Consider the following 22,871-nt stretch of genomic DNA (forward strand, 5'->3'; position numbering starts at 1 on the left):
CTTACATCGTCTGGCCGAGGTCGATGAGCCAGTTCATCCACGCCACTCCGGCACCGGCCAGGATCGCGGTGCCGAGGGCGACGAGGACACCGGTGCGGCCCTTCCCTGCTGCACTGTAGTTGCCGTTCGCGGCGGCGATGGCCCAGATGATGGCGGAGACGATCAGCATCAGGACGCTGGTGATGAGCACGAACGTCAGCAGCGCGCCGATCACTGCGCGCAGGTCATCGATCCCGCCGATCCCGCCGAAGTCAGGGAACACGTCCATGCCGCTCAGCTCCCGGACCGGGCGGTGACGTGGAGGTGGTCGTAGTGGCCGCCGGTGACGTCGCCGGGGTCGTGCATGCCGCCGCCGTTGTAGTCGCGCCATCCTTCGGCGTCGCGGGAGAGGGACCAGATCTTGCCCTGCCAGATGAGGTATTCGACCCCGAGGGTTTCGGCGTGGTCTTTCATCCAATTGGTGATGTCCCAGCCGGCTTCGAGCTGCGCTGGTGTGGGGTGCTGGCCGATGGCGTTGCCGAAGGTCAGATCGCAGGCCCGGCCGAGCGGGTGTTCGGAGCGGGTGCCGGGACGGGGCGAGTAGCAGGCCCAGGAGGTGTCAGGGAAGGCGGCAGTGCCCTGCTGGTATAGGTGCAGCATCCGAGCGGTGATCTGTCCGTCGCTGGTGGGGTCATCCACGAGGCGGTCCGGATCACCGTCGAGGGGGTCGGGCTGCCCGCCCGGAGTGCTGGTGTCGGGGTCGCAGCCGGCCGGGGCGCCGGTCTCGGGTTCGGGGAGGTCAGCAGCATCATGGGCGTTGAGCCAGGCGGCGGGGTCGATGTGCTCACCGTCGGTGCCGCCGGTACGGACCTCGAAATGCAGATGCGGCCCGGTGCTGTTGCCGGAGGAGCCAATGTCGCCGATGTGCTGGCCAGCGGTGACAGTGTCGCCGGGTTGGACGTGGATGCCGGTCTCCCACATGTGCCCGTACGCGGTCGCAAAGGTCTGCCCGTCGAGGGTGTGTTCGATGACGATGAGCCCGCCGTAGCCGCCGGAGAACTCGGCGACGGTGACGGTGCCATCGGCCGCCGCGAGGATCGGGGTGCCGTCCGGGGCGGCGAAGTCGGTGCCGGTGTGGAACGAACTCTCCCCGGAGATCGGATGGACCCGCGGTCCGTACTCGCTGGTCAGCACCCAGGTGCCCTCGGGCACCGGGAACACCACCCGTGAAGACTCCGCCACCGCCTGAACCGCTGGAGCCACGGTGTCGTCGGTCGACATCCCCGCAGTGACTGCGTCGGCTGTTGCGGTGGTGCCGGTGAGGGTGGTCAGGATGGTCTCGGCGACGGGCTCGTAGTTGCGGTACCGGTCGGGGTAGGCGGACACCTCGACGGCTTGGGCAGCTTCGCCCTTGTCCATCTGCTCCCAGCCGGGGACGTCCAACAGGCCCCGCGGTGAGGGGTGGTTGGGGCCGGTGGGTCCGCCGAAGAACGCCTGCGCCTGATACGTCGGGTCCATCAGCTCGGCGACGGTGCCCCACCCGGACTGCGGCCGCATCTGAAACAACCCCAGGGAATCGTGGTCGGAGCCGTCGCCATCGTTGGGAAAGTCCGCCGACTCCGGATAGACGCTCGTGTTGGACAGCATCCGCAGGGTGGATTCGGTCAGCGCCGCCATCAGCGCAATCACCAGCCCGTCCCGGGTCACCCCGTCGATGCTCGTGTCGGTCTCGATGATCGTCGCCGCATGCGTGAGCTGCTGCCGGTTCAGGGTGAAGGTCTCGCCGTTGGCGGTCGTGACGGTGAGTTCGTCGGGGACGTCGCCGACCGTGACGCTTGTGCCGGCCACGGTGCAGGAGGCTGAGGCGGCAGGGTTCATCACCACCCCGACCCCGACCAGCACCAGCGACGGCGCCAGGAACACCAGCGCGAGAGCGGCGAGGGCGAGCTTCTTCACCATGAGCGCACCTCCGGCCTATCGGAGGGGGTTGTCGAGCTGGGACAACCGCAGCAGGTGGCAGGTGTCGTAGGTCGGGCCGCAGACGAGGAACACGGTGAACGTCACCGGATGCTCGGAGGTGACGCTCTCGTCGTTCCAGAGGCCGGTGCGGTGGCGGGTGCCCTCGATCGTGTAGGCGATGGTGCCCTCGGCGAGCTGACCGGGTTGCGCCTGTTCGAGGGCCGCATCCCAGGCATCGGGCACATAGGCGTCGTCGATGGTCAGGTGCTGGGCGGTGGCGTAGTGGCGCAGCTCGATCCAGGCGTCCCGGTTCGGCAGGTAGGTGGTGATGTCGGAGGCGAGCCCGGCCTGCTCGGCACCCGAGGGGTCGCCGATGGCGAGGATGACCGAGGTGTAGTCCAGGGGCATGAACCCGCTGGCCGTGTCCCAGGCGAATAGCGCCGTCGCGACGTTGCGGGCGAAGGTCTCCGGATCGGCCGAGGTCCGCACCGTCGGCAGACGTGGTGTCGCGGTCGGGGCCGGATCGCCGGGCGCCGGATCGCTGGGTGCAGTCACAGCCGGCCCAGACCCGGAGGCGTCCTCGTTGGTGGTGGGTGGTCCGGTGAGGAGGCCGTAGACGCCGACACCGGCCAGCACCAGGACCGCCACGAGGGCGGCGAGTACGGCGATCAGCCGATGACGGGAACGCGGGGCAGACAGGTCGAGAGTCTTCATACCCCGTAGGCGCACGACCACGCCCCGCCCTTGGTGCGGTTAGAGGGCGCGCAGGTGCCCCCGTGCGGGGGTTTCGTGGCCTGCGCGGCGGTCGCGGGCGGTCCGCAGTTCCTCGGCGAACCTGCTGGTGCCCTCAACCGTGGTCAGGAAGGACTCGATCTGCTCATCGGTGAGTTCGGCGACGAGCTGGTCGGCGTCGTAGTGGGTCCACCAGTCGATCAGTTCGGTCCAGGTCAGCACGAACGCCCGCACCGGATATTGCGCCGGCTCACCGGCGTCGTCGGGTGTTCCTGCGGGTCGAGGGACGCGCTTCTTCGCTTTCGCGTTCTTGGCGCGGGTGAGGGCATCGGCGGCGAGCTGGTGCAGGTCCGCCTCGCGGTGGTTCCTGGCGGTCTCGGCGAGGTCGTGGATGTGCCGGTAGATCGGATCGACGGCGGCACCGGCGTCGATCCGCTCCAGCTCACCGGCCACGTATTGGCGTAGCTCGGTCGGCTGGGCGGTGTCGTCGGCAAGCTGCTGGAGGTAGCCGATCTTGTCCAGCGTGGTGTGGGACGCACTCCCGGGGACCATCGCCGCCGCCTGCTCCCGGGTCTTCCCGGAGGCGCCTGGTGACGGTGGTGCAAAATTTGCACCACCGTCACTTCCAGGCTGATTCTCCGCACTGAACCGGGCCGCGGCTTGCCTGCGGGCGGCGTCTTCGGCCATCAGCGCCTTCAGCTCCCGGTAGAGGGCGGCGGCTTCGGTCTGGGTCAGGGGTTTGTGCAGGACGTTGTCGTCCTGCTCGGCCAGGAGGTGACCGAGCCGGTCGGAGATGCCCGAGCGGACCCACACGTTGACGGTCTTCCAGCCGAGCTGCCTGATCGCTGTCAGCCTGCGGGCCCCGCACACGAGCACGCCTTCGGGGGTGATGGTGATGGGCTGCAACAGTCCGTCGCGGTCGATGGAGACAGCTAGTTCGTCGATGTCGCCTAGCTCGGTGCGGTGTCGGTGCCCGACCTGGATCGAGGCGACGGTGCGTTCCAGCTCGATGGACCCCGCCGGCGCGCTCATCGCGACCCGCCCCCACGGGGATTCCGGTTGTGGTGGGCGGGTGCGGCCAGGGAGATGGTGAGCACGAGGTCATCGTCGCGCAGCAGCACCGGCAGGCTCTCGCCGATCAGCAGCCGTAGCAGCACGCCGCGTCCCGTGGTCGTGGCGGCGTAGGCGGGGTGTGGGTTGCCCAGCAGGGCCCGGAGCAGTGCTGTCCAGGAGTGGCTGGGGATGTCGAGGAGGGCGCGGGCGTGCTTGTCGCGGCGCAGTGCCTCGTAGGTGGCCTGGCGGGTGCCGGTCTTGGTCAGTGCCCCGCAAACGTGCTCGATGCTGGCCCGCGCGGTGGCCGGGGGCCAGTCCAGCAGGGTGAAAAACGCGATCGCGTCCTCGACGGCCGAGCCCGCCGACGTGCGCGCCCGCGATGACGCTGGCGCGCCGTCGTTCTCCTCATCCGTGGGCTGGGTGTCATCGGTGATCTGGAATGCGGGGTGGTAGTCGGCCAGCGGGTTCTCCCGGTCGGAGAAGCGTTCGGGGTCGTGGAACGCCGAGATGTGCGGGCGCCGGGCTTGGTGGACCGAGCACAGGAGTCCTTGGGCGCGTTCTTCGAAGATGCAGGTGATCCGTACCGCGTGGGTGATCACCGCCCACGGATCAATCGCCGTGCGGGCCGCTGTGGTGCGCATCACGTCGAACGCCGCGCTGGCGGCCTCCCACGGGTCAAGGCCATGCTTATGCGCCAGTGGCGCGTACTTCTCCGCCGCGTAGGCCATCAGTTCCGCGGCGGTGGGGTCGTGCTTCCACGCGGTCGTCCCGGCAGCGTGGAGCCGGTTGAGCAGGGAGCGCAGGCCTTCGCTGGTCGCGAAGTCCTCGCCGGTCTCGGTCGTCTGTTCTCTGGTGGTGTGGGTGTTCTCGGTCATGGTTGGGGCACCTCCTGACAGGCAGGTGCGCACGCCGTCCCCAACGACGACGTTTGCGCTGCCTGCCTCGGCGGTGCTCATGACCTCTCACCTGCTCAGCTCATCCGACCGGCGACCGCGACGGAACGGACTCGGTTGTCCTGCTGCGGCCGAAGGCCGACAGCGGCGGCAACCGGCGCGCCCGCTCACCAACCCCCCGCACACCGGTGTTCGTGGCGGTGCGGGTGCGGCGAGCCAACTCGACCTCGAAGTCGATGCCCCGCCCCGCCAATGCCGCACCGTGGCGGGCGAGCAGGTCCGTGGGCCGCACCCACTCCACCCCCCGCGCACGCAGGCCCGCATCCTGGGCGAGCCGCTCACGGGTGTTGCCCCGGAGACCAGCGATCCTCGCCGCTTGCACTGCCTCTGGTGTCTCCGTCTTCTCGGCTGGCGGTGTCTCGACCTGCTCGGCTGGCGTCGACGGCGGGTGGCCGGTCTCCGGCACCGGCGGTCGCCGGTGAGGTTCCTGCTGCTGGTGGTCGTGATCGGGATTCATGCGTCCTTCGCCTCCTCGGCATCGACGTGTTCGGTGGTATCGGGAAGGTGCGCGCTGGTGAACCACCGGCCCACCGTGGACGGGTGCACGCCCAGTTCCCGGGCGATCTTCTTGTTCGACCATCCCTGCCCGCGCAGCGCCGCCGCTCGCCCACGCCGGTCGGCGGAATCCGCAGCGGCATAGACCTGCGGCTCAGCGCGCCGGTCCGCTGATGCCTGCCTCGTGTCGGGAGTTGTGACGGGGTCGTTCTCCTGCGGGGTCGGCGCTGACAGCGCGGTGGCTTCCATGCCATCCGTTGGTGTCACCGCCGATACCGGCTCCCACGCTTCGTTCGGGCCGGGCTCCTCGATCGCTGCGGCTTCGATCGCGGACTCGTCGGTGGATGTGGGCACCTCGGCGGCGGGTTGCGGGCGGGTGAGGATGACGGTCAGGTGGGTGATCGCCAGCAGCACCACTGGCGGCACCGCCGCCACCGCCGCCGCCAGCACTCCGGGCACGTCGGCGTCGGCTGCCACCACGGCGTGGATCGCGTTGGCGGTCACCGACACGAGAGCGCCGCCGATCAGCAGCGCCCACGGATACCACGCCGACCGCTGGCCGGCCAGGGCGACGACGGCGACGGTGGCCACGACGATGATGCCGTCGACGATCAGCGGCCACGCCCACGCCTGCGAGCCGCCGACCCCGGAGCGGGCGGCCAGGTCCGCCAACGCCGTGAACGACAGCCAGAACGCGCCGCCGGCGATGAACACCGTCCCGGCCACCGCCGTGACCACCGCCCAACGTCGACTCGTCGGACTGCCAGGGACGGTCATGACAGCCCCCGCATCGGAGCGGACGTCCGCACGGTCGCATCGCGAGCAAACCACCCGTCCGCGGCTCGCGGCGAGCCCTGCACCGTCGATGAAGGGCGGGCTTGGCGTTGGGGGGTGCGGTAGGCCGAGCGGACGGTCGTCGTGATCTCCCGCTCGCCCAACCCCGATTCCGAGGCAGCGGCCGCGAGCACATCGAGCGCATCAGGGGCCGGGACACCGTTCTCGGCCAGTCGGCAGGCGGCCCAGAACAGGCCCCGGTTCCGTTCCCCTTCGCCGCGGGCAGCGACCCACGCCACCAATCGCGACACATCCACGGACCGCACCACATCGTCGCCCGTCCTGGGCGGGAGCGTCGGGCGCGGGTCAAGGAAGTCCCGCAACCGGTCCGAATCCAGCGTCGCCGAGGGGCCGGTGTTGATCTGCCGCACCCGGTAGCCGACAGCTCCACCGTTGATGGACACCATCGAGGGTGGGAGGAGGATGTAGCCGCCACCGCCACGGAAGTCCACACCGGCACGCGCGGCCTGCCAGGACCGCTGCGCCCGGTCAGGTGTCGCCGGGTAGTAGGCGTGCATCCCACCCGACGGCGTGGACACCAGGAACGCCCACCCCGACACGAGGCCGGCACGGTGGGCGCGCTCGAACGCCTCGTACCCGTCGGTGGGGGCGTGGACATCGACGTCCACCACCACCATCCCGGAGGCGGCGCCGGTGGGGACAGCGAGGTTCGCATCCGGGTGCGTCCGCCACCAGGCCTCCACCTGGCCAGGATCGGTGGTGGCGTCGTGGAAGCCATGCTCGGTGAGCGGACGCTTCCCGCCCGGCACGCACGGGAACACCGGCACGCCTGCGGCGGCGAGTTCTCGTGCTGCGGCGGAGGCCGGCCATGGCCCGGTCATCTGCGACAGCACACCCGCGAGCGCGTCCGTAGCGGCCATCACAGATCCCGTCCCTGCATCACGGCCGCGCTGGCCACCGGTCGGGGACCCGTTTCGGGCACAGCCTCGACCTGCCTGCCCGACGCTGCGCGTTCGGGTGCTGAGCGCTCATGGGATGGCTGGTTGCGCTGCGGCGTCTCACGGTCGAGCCCCGGTGGAGTGCCGTCACCGACCTGGGCGGTGTCGAGCTGATCGAGGATCGTCAGCGCCGTCTTGCGGACCCGCTCGCCGGTGGCCTTGACGATCTCGACCGGTTCCTTGCCGTCCACCCGCGCCGCCCAGGTCGACACGTACGGGATCGTGTACCCGGTCGTGTCCATGTGATGGGCGGCACCGATCATCAGCGCCACCGATAGTTGAGTCCCGCATAGTGGTGTAGCGCACGGTGACTGGGCACGTCGTTCCGGATGTGGACGCGGCCACCGTGTGATCCTTCGAGTCAACCTTCCACAGAATCCTCGAACGGAGTCATCACGATGACCGCTCCTCATATTGTCGACCCTGCCGGCCTGCTCGGCGAAGCCCTGTCCGAAGCATCCCCGGATTTGATGCGTTCGTTGCTGCAGACCGTGATCAACTCCCTGCTCTCCGCTGACGCCGACGCGGTGGTCGGCGCCGAATGGGGTAAACCCACCCCGGGCCGAGCTACCCAGCGCAACGGGTACCGGCACCGGGACCTGGACACCCGGGTCGGGACCCTGGACGTGGCGATCCCCAAACTCAGGTCGGGCACGTACTTCCCGGAGTGGCTGCTCGAGCGCCGCAAAAGGGCCGAATCCGCGCTGATCACGGTGGTCGCCGACTGCTACCTGGCCGGGGTCTCGACCCGGCGGATGGACAAACTGGTCAAGACCCTCGGGATCAACGCGCTGTCGAAGTCCCAGGTCTCGCGGATGGCCACCGAGCTGGACGAGCAGGTCGAGTCCTTCCGTCATCGCCCGCTCGGGGAGGCTGGGCCGTTCACGTTCGTGGCCGCCGACGCGCTGAGCATGAAGGTCCGCGAGGGCGGCCGGGTGGTCAACGCCGTGGTGCTGCTGGCCACCGGGGTCAATGGTGACGGCCACCGCGAGGTCCTCGGCCTGCGGGTGGCCACCTCGGAGACGGGGTCGGCGTGGAACGAGTTCTTCGCCGACCTGGTGGCCCGGGGCCTGACCGGAGTCCGCCTGGTCACTTCCGACGCCCACACCGGGCTCAAGGACGCCATCGCCGCGAACCTGCCCGGAGCGACCTGGCAGCGGTGCCGGACCCACTACGCGGCGAACCTGATGGGCATCACCCCCAAGTCCATGTGGCCGGCCGTGAAGGCCATGCTGCACTCGGTGTATGACCAGCCCGACGCCGCCAGCGTGGACGCCCAGTTCGACCGGCTGCTGGACTACGTCAGCGAAAAGCTGCCCGCGGTGGCCGAACACCTCGATGGTGCCCGGGCGGACATCCTGGCGTTCACCACGTTCCCCAAGGACGTGTGGACCCAGATCTGGTCGAACAACCCGGCCGAACGGCTCAACCGCGAGATCCGGCGTCGCACCGACGCCGTGGGCATCTTCCCGAACCGGGCAGCGATCGTGCGCCTGGTCGGGGCGGTGCTGGCTGAGCAGACCGATGAGTGGGCCGAGGGCCGCCGCTACCTCGGCCTCGAGGTGTTGGCCCGCTGCCGCCTCACCACCGTGGACGACACCGGGAACGAGGTGAACGCCGAACCGGAAACCACCCTCGAACTCAGCGCCTAACAGCACCAATGGAGGATCAGAGCGTTACACCACTACTCGGGACTTGACCCCACCGATTCGGCCTCCACCTCCCCGATGCCGCGATGCTGGCGGGCGTCCTCCTGGTCGGGGCCGTGCATCAGGACGTGCCCGAGTTCGTGGGCGAGCGTCTTGACCTGAGCGGCGGGGGCCATGTTCTCCCGGACCGCGACCGTCTTCGCGGTGTAGTCCGTCATGCCGTTGGCGCCGTGGATCATGCCCTCGTGCGGCACCCGCACCACAGTGAACCCGCGATCCTCAACCAGCTTGGCCAGACCATTCCACAACCCGACCGGTGCTTCGCCTTCCAGCAGCTTCGGTGCCGGCGGTTCCGGGATCGGGTCACCGGCAGTCTGCGAGGCGTCCCACACGTAGGCGGGCTTGGCGGTGATCATCTTCGAGCGCACGACCTCACCGGGGCGCGGTTTCTCGCCCTTGCCCAGCCGCCGCCACGACTCCGGGTCAGCCGGTGTCGCGGTAGCGAAACGGCCGGTGACCGGGGCGAGGATCATGTACCCCGACTGACCCTTCTCCACCTGCCGGCCCAGGGTCTGCCACTGGCGATACCCGGCCGCATACGACGGCACCGGCTCCGGCACCCGACCCGCCTCGAAAGCCGCGGCATGCTGTGCCCAGATCAACAGGGTGTTGGAGAACGATCTCGCCCTGAACCGTGCGGCGAACGCGATCGCCCGGCCCCAGTCGTCGCCGGAGACGAGCTGTTCGACCGCGCCGGTCAGCCGCTCGTGAAGCTCATCGAGCTTCGCCTCCCGCGCGGCCTGGGTTTCCTCCCGTGTCGTGGCCATCGTCGCTGTCTCCTCCCGGTACCCTGAACACCGGGCCGATCGGGCTCGGTGACCATCAGGTGCGCCGGGAACACCAGTGACGAGAGACGGACAACGACGGTGTGACCGTCAGTGCGCGGGGTGAACCCGACGAGTCCTACCGGATTACCAGCCCGTCACCGGCGGCGGATCGCAGATCGAGCAAAGGTGCCGATCCGCGTACCGCGGATGCACAGATGCGAATCGACCTCTCAGGCCACAGCGTTCTGGCGGCTGAGGTGGCGGTATCGGGTGGGGGTGATGCCGACGGCCTGGCGGAACAGGCGGGCGGCGTGGCCGCGGCTGTGCCAGCCAACTTCGCGCATCGCCTGCTCGATCGGCAGGTCGGTCTCGCGCAGCAGGCGAGCCAGATGCTCGGCACGCAGCGTCGCCAGGTAGGTCATCGGGGTCTTGCCGTAGGCATCGACGAAGACCCGCCCGAGCTGAGAGGGCGACAGGTGCACCGCGGCAGCCAGCTCTCCCAGGGTCCACCGGCGCGCGGGCTCATCGCGCAACAGGTGAGCCGTGTCGCGGGCTTCAGTCCGCAGCGGTGCCAGGCGCCGGAGGGCAGGTGCGGCGAGGCAGGTGGCCTTGTGCTGGGTCGGGGACTGGCGCGCCGCGGTGGTCGTCACAAACGGAGAGATCACATCCAAAACGGCGAACAGCAGGGCTTGCATCCGGTAGAACCGCTCTGGTGCGGGCCCGTCGAGGCTGAGCTGACTGAGTTCATCCAGCCACGGCATCAGGCACCCGGCACGGTCCTCACCGAGTCGAAGCACCTGCGCCGGCTCGGAGTAGCGGGCCGCGATGAAGTCCTTGGCCGCCAGCCGATCAGCCAGCACCGCGGCGTACTGCCAGAACACTTGGTCCACCACATAGTCCCGATCCAGGTACAGCGTGGTGACCGTGACCCAGTCCTCTGGTTCAGCCCCGCACAGGGTGTTCGCCGCCAGTAGTACCGCATCCCCGACTTTGACCGGGCGTTCGCCGAATTCGCTGAACAGCCACGCCGACCCCGCCCGCACGAAGATCAGTTTCACGCAGTCATAGGCGATCGGCTCACGCCGCCGGTGCAAACACTCCGTCCGCGCCACCACCGGCGTCAATCTGAGGTCAGTCACCGTCTGCGACCGATGCTCGACGGGACCGCGCCGACCGTCCACGTTCGCATGAGCGGCGTCATACCGGTCGCATCAACGAAAATGCGACCGAGCGGTTGTGCTCGGAGCTTCAGGCAGGATGTCTCCTAAGCAAGTGGAGTGTTCGCGGCTCTCGAGGATGAGTGATTCGTCGCTTGCGACGAGTCACACACAGTCGGACATGATCGGCTGCGGTGCCCTCGTAGCAGCACCGGGTGGGGCTCCGGTGTCGCGGGCATGGAACGCTCACTGGGTTGGTCATGGGCTCTCGGGGCGGAGGCCAACGCCGATGATTCGTGCCACGGTCTTCTGCAGGAATGGCGAGTTTCGAATGATTTTCGCTGCCTTGGGCGTCTTGTAGGTTTCGTCAAGGCTCTTGGGGTACAGGTCAGCGAGTATTTTCACTTGGCCCGCCTGGATTATCCGCGCGGGCCATTCGCGGCGGCGCTGTACGTGTGCCAGTAGCTGCTCGGAAGGGCTCCCGCCTCGGGCGAGTGTCGGCGCGAGCATCCGTGCGGCAGCCACGGCATCCTGTATGGCGAGGTTGATGCCCACCCCGCCCGCCGGTGACATGGCGTGGGCGGCGTCGCCGATGCAGAGCAGTCCGGGACGGTGCCAGCGTCTGAGTCGGTTCACCGAGACGGCCAGCAGTTTCAGGTCATCCCAGGAGGTGATTTCCCCACGGAACCGTTCTGCGAGGACAGGGAGCGCCTCGTGCAACCGTTCGGCCACGACGTCGGTGCTCTGTGACCGGAGCACGTCGTAGTCTCCTTTGGGGATGCAGTACGCGATCTGCCAGTACGAGCCGCGGTCGACCGAGACGATGGTGAACCCCTTGCCGGTGCTGACAAACGGCACTTGGTCGTCTGGCTGACGGCTGATCCTGAACCACAGCACGTCCATCGGGGCGTCGCTCTCGGTCGGCGGGAGCCAGGCGCGGGCGCGGACGGTCGAGTGCCGCCCATCAGCGCCGATCACCAGGCGCGCCGAGAGTGTTCTCTCACCCTCGGGGGTCTTGTACCGGACACCGCGTGCCCGATCACCGTCGACAAGGAGTTCGGTGACCTGCGCTTCACGGATTAGCTCGAATGACGGATACGCTCGGGCTTCTTCAGCGATGAAGTCGAGGAAATCCCATTGCGGCATGAAGGCGACGTAGTTGTAGGGCTCGGAGAGTCGGGAGAAGTCGGCGAACACGGACTCTCCGTCCGGGGCCGCGACGGACACGGTGGACATGCGCCGGTGCGGGATCGCGAGGAAGCGGTCGATGATGCCGAGCCGATCCATCACCCTCATAGTCGAGGGGTGGATGGTGTCGCCGCGGAAGTCACGGAAGAAGTCGGCGTGTTTCTCCAGGACGGTGACCCTGACACCGCGACGCGCAAGGAGCAGCCCCGCCATCATGCCCGCGGGCCCCGCGCCGACAACGACGCAGTCGATGCTCGCCTCGCCTGCATGCTGGTTCGTCATGCTCATCGGGAACCTCCGGTTCCTGCCTCGTGGGATGTCGGCTGGGTGCGACGGGAGATGAGCGCGAGCGCGATGCCGATGGCTGCCCAGCACGCCAGCACCCACCACGACACGGCGGCGGACGCTTCGGGGAAGTAGCCAACGACGCGGGTCAGGGTGCCGGTGGCTCCGGGGATCATCCACTGCCCGACGTAGCCGAGACCCGCAGGTAGGAATGCGTAGGGCACGGCGAACGCCGCCCACGGCATGGCAGCAAAGAGAGTGATCGCGGCGGCGATGCCGAGCCCGGCGCGACCGAGTGCGGAGTGCAGTCCGACGAACAGGCCGCTGGTCGCGGTCAGCGACAGTCCAAGGGTTAGCCACATCGCACCGAACGATCCGGGGTACACATCGAGCCAGGTGCCGAGCACGAGGGTGAGCAGCAGCCCGCCTCCAACGCCGAGGCCGAGGACTGCACTGATGCGCTGCCACCTACCGGTGAGGGTGAACGTGATCACGATGCCCGCGAGCAGCGCCCCGACCGTCATCGGGATTCCCGCCACGGTCGCGCCGACTCCGTTGGGGTCGCCGGCCGAGTACGGCACCACATCGGTGACCGTGATCTCGGGCAGCGCCTCGGGCGTCTGCGCGAGAGCGGTGGCAGGATCGACGCCCTGCTCGACCGCGCCCCGGACGCCTTCCGTCACGCCCGCATAGACCTGCGCGTCGAGCATGGCCTGGAGCCCGGAGGCCAACTCGCTCATGAAAGCGGCGGGCACCTGCCCATTCGCCGAAGCGGTCAGCACCTCGGGGGCATCGTGGGCGAGCACGATCCCGCCGATGAACTCCCGCGTCAGGATGCCCTCGTGCGCGTCGGCGCGCCCGTCCACCCGCACAAGGTCGACCACCTCGTCCAAGCCCTCTCCCGCACCAGCCATGAACTCGTCCACCAGTTCGGCATCCCCGGTCACCGCGATCGACAATCCCGTCGCCTCACCGCGCGCCCCCGGCCAAACGAAACTCAACACCAGCAGCGACAGCGCCACAGCCACCAGCGCGACGACCCCCGCCACCTGCCCCCACCGGCTCCCCGCCGGCTGAGCCATCTCCTCGTTCTCCATCATGGCAACCTCCTCATATAAAACGAATGATCTTTCTCTATCATACGACATCCTCGACATGGTTCCACCCTGGACCTCGTGATCGAGTGCCGGGGCTTGAGTCGCGCGCGGTAGGCTTAGTGGAAGGTTCGTTCTAGTTGGTGGAAGGGGGCGCATGCCGAAGGTCAGTGCGGAGCACATGCAGGCCCGGCGGGATCAGATTGGGCGCGCAGCCGTCGAGCAGTTCTCGCGCCGGGGCATCCACTCCACCTCGATGGCGAACATCATCGAAGCGTCCGGACTGTCGGCGGGTGCGATCTACCGGCACTTCTCGGGGAAAGATGAGATCATCGCCTACGTCGCCCGCACCGCCATCGAGAGCGTGTTCACAGGCATCCGCGGACTCCTCGACGCTGAGCCCCTGCCGAGCCCGACCGCGGTGATGACACTCATCGCGACGCGCCTGAACGAGTCCGATGTGTCACCCGGGTACATCGTGCAGGTCTGGGGTGAGGCCGCGACCAACCCCACCGTCCGGAGCATCGCGAACGAGTTCTACGACAGCGCGTTCGACTTCCTACGCGAGTACCTCACCGTCTGGCTCACCACCAGCCAGGGCATCGACCTGCGGGGGGCTCGGGAGCAAGCCGTATCACAGGCCCGCCTCATGGTCAGCCTCGTCTACGCTCACATCCTTCAAGACGCCCTTATCGACGGTCACGACAGCCACGCCCTCGCCGACTCCCTCACGACGCTCCTACCCGACCAAGCCTGAGCAGAGCCGCGACCGCAGGCTGAATGTACGCGGGGATCACCCGCACGGACGAGGACGACGATGCGACCGTCAGGCGCGCCGGACTCACCATGCCGGGCTGCCACGCGTCTTGCAGGTCGAGGGAGCCACAGCGGCGGCGCGCTGGTCGTAGGCTGACACTCAACGACGAACGGGCGCTGAGGAGCGAGAGTGGGCAGAGGCGGGTTGTACTCAGGTTTCGAGGCGTACCGTGTCCTCACAGCGGAAGACATCAAGAGCGCGCTCCAGCACGGTGTCGTTGCCCTTGACACCAATGTGTTGCTGAATCTCTACCGGTACAACGAGAAGACTGTCGATGACTTGCTGCGCGTGGCCGAGGCTGCCGCAGAGCGCCTCTTCGTACCGCACCAGGTGGTCAGAGAGTTCTGGCGTAATCGCCAGTCGGTAATCGCGAGCCTAGGCAGCGCGTCCAGGGACGCCCAGGCAGCGCTGGCGAAGAACTCGACCTCAACGAAGGACGCGATAACCCGTTGGGCCAAGAGTGTTGCCCTTCCTGGCGAGGAAAGGGCCGACCTGACCAAGGAAGTGGACGACTTCTACGACGGGTTGCGTGAACGAGTAGGTGAGGAGCCCATCAGAGTCTCCGCTCACGCGCCCACGTCCGAGGACCTGTTGTTGGCACGACTGGAACAATTGCTTGAGGACTCTGTTGGCCCCGCGCTCTCGGAAGAGGACTGGAAGAAGGCGGTCGAGGAGGGCGAACGACGGGTAGAGAACTCGATCCCGCCTGGCTATATGGATGTCGAAAAGCTTGAGTCTGACCTCCCGGAAGGGGCGTCAGGGGACTATCTCGTCTGGCATCAACTGCTTCTTGAGGGTGGTGAGCGTGGGGTCGACTTGGTGCTTGTGACCGCAGACACGAAAGAAGATTGGTGGAACCGGGCAGATCGAGGGTCGATCATTGGTGCCCGCCACGAGCTGGTTGACGAGTACCTCCAAGCGACTGGGTGTCGGTTCTTTCTTCTCGAACCAGCGGACCTGATCAAGCACTCTTCGGCGCTGGGTGTTGGAACCAGCCTTGAGTCCGTCCACGACATCGAACGTGTGCGTGACGAGGAACCAGAGCATGTCCCGTGGAGCGCTGACGCGGCGAGAGCAGTTCTGAGGGAACTCGATTCTCAGGGTCATACGCAGGCTGATGTGATCAGAGAAGCGATTGCGAATGGCGGAAGAATCTCGCGGGCGCGCGTCTATGAACTGGATAATCGTGACGAGAGCCAGATGCTGCGTGGATTCACGCGGCCCGTCAAGCGCGTCACGGCCGAACTTCAAGCAAAGGGGGGCGTGCCATACGGCGTTGCCGCTTTGCTCGACGCCGTGTATGAGACTGGCGTGAAGTCGTCTCACTTTGCGGTACCCCATGAGGTCGTGGAGCTGCTCGGCGAGGAGCGCCCTATCTAATAGCTCCTCGAAGTGAGTCGCGCACCTGGGTGGTGTGACCGTCTCGATGCGGGTGATGAGCGCGGGCGATGGCTACAGGTATCTCCTGCGCACGGTCGCGGCTGCGGATGGCGACCGTGAGCTGTCCACGCCGCTGACGAGGTACTACGCGGAGGCGGGCACACCACCGGGCCAATGGCTCGGCTCCGGCGTCACCTCACTCGGCAAGGGTCAGCTCGCGGTCGGTGATCGGGTGTCGGAGGCCCAGCTCCAGCTCTTGATGGGCATGGGCCGTGACCCGATCACCGGCGACCCGCTCGGTCACGCCTTCCCCGCCTACAAGTCCGTGCCGGAGCGGATCGAGTCCCGGATCGCCGACCTCGACCCCGGCCTGAGCCCAGGTGCCAAGGGCCAGGCGGTCGCGCAGATCGAGGTCGAGGAGACCGAACGCGGCAGACGCCGGGCGGTAGCCGGGTTCGACTTCACCTTCTCGATCCCGAAGTCGGCCTCGGCGTTGTGGGCTGTCGCCGACTCAGGGACGCAGGCCCTCATCGGGAAGGCACATCACGCGGCGGTTGCGGAGGTGGTTGCGTTCATGGAGCGCGAGGTTGCAGCCACCCGCTCCGGCGCAACCGCCGGTGATGGAGCGGTTGCGCAGGTCGATGTGACCGGGCTGGTGGCGACGGCGTTCGATCACTTCGACTCCCGCGCCGGCGACCCTCACCTGCACACCCACGTCGTCATCTCCAACAAGGTCCAGACTGCCTTCGACGGCAGATGGCGCAGTCTGGATGGGCGTCCGATGCACGCCGCCGTGGTCGCCCTGTCGGAGCTGCACGAGGCGGTGTTCGCCGACCACATGACCCGCACCTTCGGCGTCGCATGGGAGGCCCGCGACATGGGCCGAGACCGCAACCCCGCGTGGGCGATCAGCAGCGTGCCCGAGGAGCTGGTGGCCGAGTTCTCCACCCGTGCCCGACACATCGACGCCGAGAAGGACAGACTCATCGCCGAGTACGTCGCCAAGCACGGCCGCCAACCCTCCACAGCCACGATCATCAAGCTCCGCGCCCAAGCCACCCTCGCCACACGCCCGGAGAAGGAAGTGCGGTCGCTGGCCGAACTGACTGCCGAGTGGCGCACCCGCGCCAGCGGGGTGCTCGGCCAGGACACCACCGCCTGGGCAAGCGCCGCGACGGACAACGACAAGCCGCTGCTGCTGCGAGCCGATGACGTGCCCCTGGATGCGATCGGCGAACTCGGGCGGACCGTGGTCGGGGTGGTGGGTGAGAGGCGGTCCACGTGGCGGCGGTGGAACCTGATGGCCGAGGCGTCCCGGCAAACGATGGGCTGGCGCTTCGCCACCATGCAAGACCGCGAAGCTGTGGTGGGCATGGTGGCCGACGCCGCCGAGGCTGTGTCGCTGCGGCTGACGCCACCCGACTTCGCCACGAGCCCGGTCGCGTTCCGGAGGGTGGATGGCACCAGCGTGTTCCGGCCCAAGCACTCGACGGTGTTCTCCTCCGAGCTGCTGCTGGCCGCCGAGGATCGGCTGTTGGACCGCTCCCGCACCGCGACCGGACCGACCGTGCCGCTGGCCACGGTCGAGAAGGTCACCACGGAGCCTGATCGTGAGGGGCGGATGCTCGGTGAGGATCAGGCCGACGCGCTGATGAAGGTCGCGGTCTCTGGCCGGATGCTCGATGTGCTGGTGGGGCCGGCGGGCGCGGGGAAGACGACGGCTATGTCGGCGTTGCGGCGTGCGTGGGAGAAGGAACACGGCGAGGGCTCCGTGGTCGGGCTGGCACCGTCCGCGGTCGCGGCGCAGGTTCTCGCTGACGATCTGGGCATTGCGACGGAGAACACCGCGAAGTGGTGGCAGGACCACCTCATCCACGGCGAGAACTTCCGGGCAGGTCAGCTCGTCATCATCGACGAAGCCTCCCTGGCCGGAACGCTCTCGTTGGATCGGATCACGCACCTGGCCGAGCGGGCGGGGGCGAAGGTGCTGCTGGTCGGCGACTATGCCCAGCTCCAGTCCGTGGATGCCGGTGACGCTTTCGGGCTCCTCGTCGGTGACCGGGACGATGCGCCCGAACTGGTCGATGTGCACCGGTTCACCCACGAGTGGGAGAAGACCGCCTCCCTCGCACTGCGCCACGGGCGCACGCAGGTGATCGACGCCTACCTCGACCACGACCGCATCCGCGACGGTGACGCCGAGGCGATGACCGACGCCGCCTATACCGCCTGGCGCGCCGACCGGAGCCAAGGCTTGGTGTCGGTGCTGGTCGCTGAGACCCGTGACGACGTGAGCGCCCTCAACCAGCGCGCCCGTGCCGATCTGATTCTCGACGGCACGTTGAGGCCTGGTCGGGAGGTCGAGCTGAACGACGGCGTCACTGCTGGGGTTGGGGACACGATCATCACCCGCCGCAACGACCGCCGCCTCCGCAACGGCAAGGACTGGGTCCGCAACGGTGACGCCTGGACCGTCACCGGTGTCCGAGACGACGGCTCGGTCACGATCCGCAAGGCCGGCCGTCGGTTCGGCGGCTCTCTCGTCCTCCCCACCGCCTACGTGACCGACCATGTTGATCTGGGATATGCGATCACTGCCCACAGGGCGCAAGGCGTCACCGTCGACACTGCGCACGTGCTGGTGGAGCCGACAACCACGCGGGAGAACTTCTATGTCGCGATGACCCGCGGCAAGCACGCCAACCGCGCCTACGTGATCCTCGACCGGCCCGACGAGCACGCCCACCCGCATCCGGGCGACAACGCCGACGCTACCGGCCGGTCCGTGCTATTCGGCGTACTCCAGCACGTCGGGGCGGAGTTGTCCGCGCACGAGACCATCACCGCCGAACAGGAGCAGTGGGGTTCGATCGCCCAGCTCGTGGCGGAGTACGAGACCATCGCCGCCGCAGCACAACGCGACCGCTGGGCCACCCTGATCCGCGGCTCGGGCCTGACTGCCGAACAGGCCGAGGCCGCGATCGAGTCCGAGGCGTTCGGGGCGCTCACCGCGGAACTGCGCCGAGCCGAGGCCAACCACCACGACCTCGACACCTTGCTCCCACGCCTGGTTGTCGCGCGCGGGTTCACCGACGCCGACGACATCGCCTCCGTCCTGCACTACCGGGTGGCCCGTGCCACCGCCCGCCCAGCCGGCTCGGGACGCACCCGCAAGACGCCACGGATGATCGCCGGACTGATCCCGTCCGCGGACGGCCCGATGACCGGCGACATGCGGCAGGCACTCGATGAGCGGCGCGAGCTGATCGAGACCCGCGCCGAGGCCGTGCTCGACACCGCATGCGACGCCGGAGAAGCATGGACGCGGCCACTCGGTGAGCCACCGCGCGAGCCGCGCACGGCAGCGGCGTGGCGACGGCATGGCCGCACCATCGCTGCTTACCGTGACCGGTACGGCATCACCGACGTGACGCCGCTCGGATCACCGGCCGAGAGTGACACACAGAAGATCGATCAAGCGCGAGCCGCCGCCGCGCTGCGGACCATCACACTGGCAACGCAGGCCCCGGAGCGTGAGAGCCAGCCCGTCAGACAAGTGACTCGCGGGCTCGGGCTCTGAGGGGACCGCATCGGCCTGTCATCCTTACTGGAGACGATTGGACGGAATGGTGACGGCATGACACAAGCCGAGCTCGCGGCTGAGGTGGCGCGCCGCCTCGGAGTCGTCGCGCATCCCGCCACCACCCAGATCGCCGAAGCGGTCGCGTTGTTCGCCCCGTTGGGATGGGCGATGTGCGGTCGCTGGCACCAGGCCGGGACCGTTCGGGTCCTGCGGCTTGCTGCAAGTGGTGTTGAGTCCGCGGCGATCGATGAGGCGATCACCGAGGTCTGGAACTCTGACAATCAGGTTCTTCTCCGGCATGCAGCGGCACCGATACGGCGATGGTCGAACTCGCACTACCCGTTCAAGCAGGTGATTTGGGACCGCGTGGCTCTCATCGAGAAGGCGATTCAGCATCATCTCGCGGGAGCCTACGAGGCGTCGATCCCGATCATCCTTGCGCAGATCGACGGGATGAGCCGCGACCTGACAGGGCAGTCGTTCTTTTCCAAAGCCAACGCGGACCCGTATCTTGATGACGCAACGCTGGCCGGGATGGAGGAGAACCTGCCGGTCGTCCGCCGAGTCTTCTCCAAGAACGTCGATGAGTCCGGAAGCTTCGGTCTCGTCTCACGCCACGGTGTTTTGCACGGTCGAGACCTTGGCTACGCGACGCGTGTGAACTCGACCAAGACGATCGTGCTCGTCGCCGCTCTGGCGGAGTACTTTCCGCGTATCGCGGATGACGCCGGCGCTCGGCTACGCCGACTCCACGAAGAGTCCGTTGCTGGCTCGCGGGAACTCGATGAGTCGGGTCGGCTGCTCGATGATCGACACCTCCCCGAGCTACTCAACTTCGCCTACGACTTCGACACCGAGTACCTCAACGCTGTGCTCCTTCGTCCCGGCCCGTTCGATGTACACGCGACGCTCGCGGAGCTTGCCAGGAAGCACAACCTCGACCACGATACCTTTGTCGTCGGGCAAGATCGCGTCGGCTGCTGGTGGCACTACACAGTCCCCGCAGGCCAGACGCTCGGCTATGCGGCTCGGCCGACGACCAGCACCGAAAGGCGGCACCCCGACGTCTGGCGATGGGACACCTCCGACGCGCCCACCGGGCCGCCGTGGACGAAGGCGGAGGGGTGGCGATCGGACGATGACTTCCCGCGGTCACCCAATTGGGAGCGCGACCCCGTCATCTGACGATGTGACGGACGAAACGTATCGATAGCGGAGAGCGAGAGACGAAGTGAGTGAAGATCCGGTTGGTCGTGCCGAAGGCATCATCGCTGGGTTCGACGCGATACTGCCCGAGCAAGAACGGGTGCTGGAACAAGCTGCTGAGAACGTCAAGCTCGGTCTCGAAAGAGACTCCGAGGTCTACCGAGGGTTCACGCAGCTTCAGTTCTTCATCCTCACGGTCGACTTTGATATGCGGGTCATGCTCCGCGCTCTGCTTGCCGACCCGCAGAATCGGCTCACCGCCGAGAAGTTCCTCGCCTTGACCCTCGAAGAGGCAGAAGAGTCGGCAGGGCGGATGGTCAATGCCGTATCCAAGGCGATGCGGACTCTACCCAATGACACCGGCATCCATCTGTTCGACATCACCAAGTTCGATGAAGCGGTGCGCGCATTCAAACAGGCGATGTCGGAGATGAGGGACGACAAGGAGTTCAACAAGACCCTACGTCTCATTCGGAACACGGTCTCCGGCCACATTGTCGGCGACGAGGTCGGTGTCCAGAACAGCGCAATCTGGGTCCTCACCCGCAAAGGCGTCCCACGCGACATCGACGGAGTCTTGCGGAGCCAGATCGTCTACTACGCCATCGCGACGTTGAAGGCACTGAGCGAGTTCGCGCAGGGGCTGCAACGAACCCTGCGCGCCTGAGTGCTTTCCACGACCGAGCGGAGGCGGCAGCGAGGGAGTCGCAGTGGAGGGGAGTGTGACAGCTCCGTCTGAATCGGTCCAGAAGCGACCGGTCCGTTGCCTGCGCCGAGCCAGCACATTGGCGACACGTACCGAGGTGTTGAGAGCGCGTCGCAGCAACGGCCTGTGTCAGACCGCCATGGGAAGGTTGAAGCATGGTAGCCATCTCAATCGTTGCCCTGGTCATCTCGGCCTTCGCCCTGCCATTCACCATCTGGGCAGCGCGGGCGGCCGCGAGGCAGGCGAAGGCGGCGCACGACCAGACGGAGATCCAACGCGAGCAGGTAGCCGCCGCGCGGGAGCAGACTCAACTACAACGCGATCTCGCTCATGAGGCACTACAGCCCTACGTGTGGGCGGACATCCAGCCAGATATGCAACAAGGCACCGTGATGCACGTGGTGGTGGGTAACAACGGTCCCACCGTCGCACGCAACGTGAGGGTGACGTTCGATCCACCGCTTCCAGCCGGCCAGCAACAGTCGGACAAGGTCGAGAGTGTTCAGCGGGTGCTCGCCAGCGGACTCCGCTCACTCGCGCCGAAACGGGAAATCCGGTGGACGCTCGGTGCCGGCTACGACCTCCTGTCCAGCGAGGAACCACAGGTCCGCACTGTGCGTGTCGAAGGCGAGGGCCCGCACGGTCCGGGTCAAGTCCCGAGTAGTGGTGTAACGCTCTGATCCTCCATTGGTGCTGTTAGGCGCTGAGTTCGAGGGTGGTTTCCGGTTCGGCGTTCACCTCGTTCCCGGTGTCGTCCACGGTGGTGAGGCGGCAGCGGGCCAACACCTCGAGGCCGAGGTAGCGGCGGCCCTCGGCCCACTCATCGGTCTGCTCAGCCAGCACCGCCCCGACCAGGCGCACGATCGCTGCCCGGTTCGGGAAGATGCCCACGGCGTCGGTGCGACGCCGGATCTCGCGGTTGAGCCGTTCGGCCGGGTTGTTCGACCAGATCTGGGTCCACACGTCCTTGGGGAACGTGGTGAACGCCAGGATGTCCGCCCGGGCACCATCGAGGTGTTCGGCCACCGCGGGCAGCTTTTCGCTGACGTAGTCCAGCAGCCGGTCGAACTGGGCGTCCACGCTGGCGGCGTCGGGCTGGTCATACACCGAGTGCAGCATGGCCTTCACGGCCGGCCACATGGACTTGGGGGTGATGCCCATCAGGTTCGCCGCGTAGTGGGTCCGGCACCGCTGCCAGGTCGCTCCGGGCAGGTTCGCGGCGATGGCGTCCTTGAGCCCGGTGTGGGCGTCGGAAGTGACCAGGCGGACTCCGGTCAGGCCCCGGGCCACCAGGTCGGCGAAGAACTCGTTCCACGCCGACCCCGTCTCCGAGGTGGCCACCCGCAGGCCGAGGACCTCGCGGTGGCCGTCACCATTGACCCCGGTGGCCAGCAGCACCACGGCGTTGACCACCCGGCCGCCCTCGCGGACCTTCATGCTCAGCGCGTCGGCGGCCACGAACGTGAACGGCCCAGCCTCCCCGAGCGGGCGATGACGGAAGGACTCGACCTGCTCGTCCAGCTCGGTGGCCATCCGCGAGACCTGGGACTTCGACAGCGCGTTGATCCCGAGGGTCTTGACCAGTTTGTCCATCCGCCGGGTCGAGACCCCGGCCAGGTAGCAGTCGGCGACCACCGTGATCAGCGCGGATTCGGCCCTTTTGCGGCGCTCGAGCAGCCACTCCGGGAAGTACGTGCCCGACCTGAGTTTGGGGATCGCCACGTCCAGGGTCCCGACCCGGGTGTCCAGGTCCCGGTGCCGGTACCCGTTGCGCTGGGTAGCTCGGCCCGGGGTGGGTTTACCCCATTCGGCGCCGACCACCGCGTCGGCGTCAGCGGAGAGCAGGGAGTTGATCACGGTCTGCAGCAACGAACGCATCAAATCCGGGGATGCTTCGGACAGGGCTTCGCCGAGCAGGCCGGCAGGGTCGACAATATGAGGAGCGGTCATCGTGATGACTCCGTTCGAGGATTCTGTGAGAGGTTGACTCGAAGGATCACACGGTGGCCGCGTCC

General features: G+C 67.6%; 20 protein-coding genes and 1 pseudogene. 7 read left to right on the forward strand and 14 right to left on the reverse strand.

From position 1 onward, the window contains the following. Position 1: 1 nt before the first annotated feature. The 9 genes from MLUT_RS11695 to MLUT_RS11735 form a co-directional block, all read right to left on the reverse strand. Complete coding sequence (locus tag MLUT_RS11695) at positions 2-268, reverse strand: DUF6112 family protein (RefSeq protein ID WP_010079755.1); 267 nt, start codon at positions 266-268, stop codon at positions 2-4. Between the two features lie 5 nt (positions 269-273). After that, the gene (locus MLUT_RS11700; RefSeq protein WP_010079754.1) at positions 274-1,938 is read right to left on the reverse strand and encodes a M23 family metallopeptidase; all 1,665 of its coding nucleotides are present in this window, start codon (positions 1,936-1,938) and stop codon (positions 274-276) included. Positions 1,939-1,953: 15 nt separating this feature from the next. Continuing rightward, positions 1,954-2,652, reverse strand: coding sequence for a hypothetical protein (locus tag MLUT_RS11705; protein ID WP_010079753.1), 699 nt, complete (start codon positions 2,650-2,652; stop codon positions 1,954-1,956). Positions 2,653-2,691: 39 nt separating this feature from the next. Further along, entirely contained in the window at positions 2,692-3,702 is a 1,011-nt protein-coding gene (locus tag MLUT_RS11710) for a ParB N-terminal domain-containing protein (protein WP_010079752.1), read from the reverse strand. Further along, positions 3,699-4,598 carry a hypothetical protein gene (locus MLUT_RS11715; RefSeq protein WP_010079751.1) on the reverse strand — a complete coding sequence of 300 codons (900 nt, stop codon included), beginning with the start codon at positions 4,596-4,598 and terminating at the stop codon, positions 3,699-3,701. The genes MLUT_RS11710 and MLUT_RS11715 overlap by 4 nt, the downstream gene beginning before the upstream one ends. 100 nt (positions 4,599-4,698) lie before the next feature. Next, complete coding sequence (locus tag MLUT_RS11720) at positions 4,699-5,133, reverse strand: hypothetical protein (RefSeq protein WP_010079750.1); 435 nt, start codon at positions 5,131-5,133, stop codon at positions 4,699-4,701. After that, entirely contained in the window at positions 5,130-5,948 is an 819-nt protein-coding gene (locus MLUT_RS11725) for a DUF2637 domain-containing protein (protein ID WP_174260668.1), read from the reverse strand. Before MLUT_RS11725 ends, MLUT_RS11720 begins: the two co-directional genes overlap by 4 nt. Then, positions 5,945-6,889 carry a bifunctional DNA primase/polymerase gene (locus tag MLUT_RS11730; protein ID WP_010079748.1) on the reverse strand — a complete coding sequence of 315 codons (945 nt, stop codon included), beginning with the start codon at positions 6,887-6,889 and terminating at the stop codon, positions 5,945-5,947. Before MLUT_RS11730 ends, MLUT_RS11725 begins: the two co-directional genes overlap by 4 nt. Next, complete coding sequence (locus MLUT_RS11735) at positions 6,886-7,227, reverse strand: hypothetical protein (protein ID WP_010079747.1); 342 nt, start codon at positions 7,225-7,227, stop codon at positions 6,886-6,888. Before MLUT_RS11735 ends, MLUT_RS11730 begins: the two co-directional genes overlap by 4 nt. 135 nt (positions 7,228-7,362) lie before the next feature. Here MLUT_RS11735 and MLUT_RS11740 point away from each other — a divergent pair, with 135 nt between their 5' ends. Beyond that, positions 7,363-8,616, forward strand: a complete 1,254-nt coding sequence (locus MLUT_RS11740) for an IS256-like element ISMlu1 family transposase (protein WP_010078638.1) — start codon at positions 7,363-7,365, stop codon at positions 8,614-8,616. 50 nt (positions 8,617-8,666) lie between these two features. Here the strand turns inward: MLUT_RS11740 and MLUT_RS11745 are convergent. From MLUT_RS11745 to MLUT_RS11760, 4 genes and pseudogenes are all read right to left on the reverse strand, one after another. Then, positions 8,667-9,440 (reverse strand): annotated as a pseudogene (locus tag MLUT_RS11745) (ArdC-like ssDNA-binding domain-containing protein); the annotation flags it as partial. Positions 9,441-9,670: 230 nt separating this feature from the next. Then, positions 9,671-10,555 carry a helix-turn-helix transcriptional regulator gene (locus tag MLUT_RS11750; protein ID WP_010079745.1) on the reverse strand — a complete coding sequence of 295 codons (885 nt, stop codon included), beginning with the start codon at positions 10,553-10,555 and terminating at the stop codon, positions 9,671-9,673. A 300-nt stretch (positions 10,556-10,855) separates the two neighbouring features. Further along, positions 10,856-12,073, reverse strand: a complete 1,218-nt coding sequence (locus MLUT_RS11755) for an FAD-dependent oxidoreductase (protein WP_010079744.1) — start codon at positions 12,071-12,073, stop codon at positions 10,856-10,858. Next, positions 12,070-13,170 carry a hypothetical protein gene (locus tag MLUT_RS11760; RefSeq protein WP_012750668.1) on the reverse strand — a complete coding sequence of 367 codons (1,101 nt, stop codon included), beginning with the start codon at positions 13,168-13,170 and terminating at the stop codon, positions 12,070-12,072. The genes MLUT_RS11755 and MLUT_RS11760 overlap by 4 nt, the downstream gene beginning before the upstream one ends. A gap of 151 nt (positions 13,171-13,321) precedes the next feature. On the opposite strand from MLUT_RS11760, the gene MLUT_RS23420 reads away from it, so the two are divergent. The 6 genes from MLUT_RS23420 to MLUT_RS11790 all read left to right on the forward strand — a co-directional run bounded on the left by MLUT_RS23420 (position 13,322) and on the right by MLUT_RS11790 (position 21,536). After that, a complete protein-coding gene (locus MLUT_RS23420; protein ID WP_012750669.1) occupies positions 13,322-13,921 on the forward strand; it encodes a TetR/AcrR family transcriptional regulator in 600 nt (199 codons plus the stop codon). A 189-nt stretch (positions 13,922-14,110) separates the two neighbouring features. Beyond that, positions 14,111-15,361 carry a PIN-like domain-containing protein gene (locus tag MLUT_RS11770; RefSeq protein ID WP_012750670.1) on the forward strand — a complete coding sequence of 417 codons (1,251 nt, stop codon included), beginning with the start codon at positions 14,111-14,113 and terminating at the stop codon, positions 15,359-15,361. Positions 15,362-15,407: 46 nt separating this feature from the next. Next, on the forward strand, positions 15,408-18,941 hold the full coding sequence (mobF, locus tag MLUT_RS11775) for a MobF family relaxase (RefSeq protein ID WP_041779793.1): 3,534 nt from the start codon (positions 15,408-15,410) through the stop codon (positions 18,939-18,941). A 57-nt stretch (positions 18,942-18,998) separates the two neighbouring features. Beyond that, positions 18,999-20,129 (forward strand): hypothetical protein, encoded by a 1,131-nt coding sequence (locus MLUT_RS23425; RefSeq protein ID WP_012750672.1) that lies wholly within the window; start codon positions 18,999-19,001, stop codon positions 20,127-20,129. A 46-nt stretch (positions 20,130-20,175) separates the two neighbouring features. Then, positions 20,176-20,817, forward strand: a complete 642-nt coding sequence (locus MLUT_RS11785) for a hypothetical protein (protein WP_144407139.1) — start codon at positions 20,176-20,178, stop codon at positions 20,815-20,817. A gap of 194 nt (positions 20,818-21,011) precedes the next feature. Next, positions 21,012-21,536, forward strand: coding sequence for a DUF8453 domain-containing protein (locus tag MLUT_RS11790; RefSeq protein WP_012750674.1), 525 nt, complete (start codon positions 21,012-21,014; stop codon positions 21,534-21,536). A gap of 16 nt (positions 21,537-21,552) precedes the next feature. Here the strand turns inward: MLUT_RS11790 and MLUT_RS11795 are convergent, their stop codons facing one another. Continuing rightward, entirely contained in the window at positions 21,553-22,806 is a 1,254-nt protein-coding gene (locus MLUT_RS11795; protein WP_010078638.1) for an IS256-like element ISMlu1 family transposase, read from the reverse strand. Between the last annotated feature and the right edge of the window lie 65 nt (positions 22,807-22,871).

The sequence above is a fragment of the Micrococcus luteus NCTC 2665 genome (genome assembly GCF_000023205.1).
Lineage (GTDB): Bacteria > Actinomycetota > Actinomycetes > Actinomycetales > Micrococcaceae > Micrococcus > Micrococcus luteus.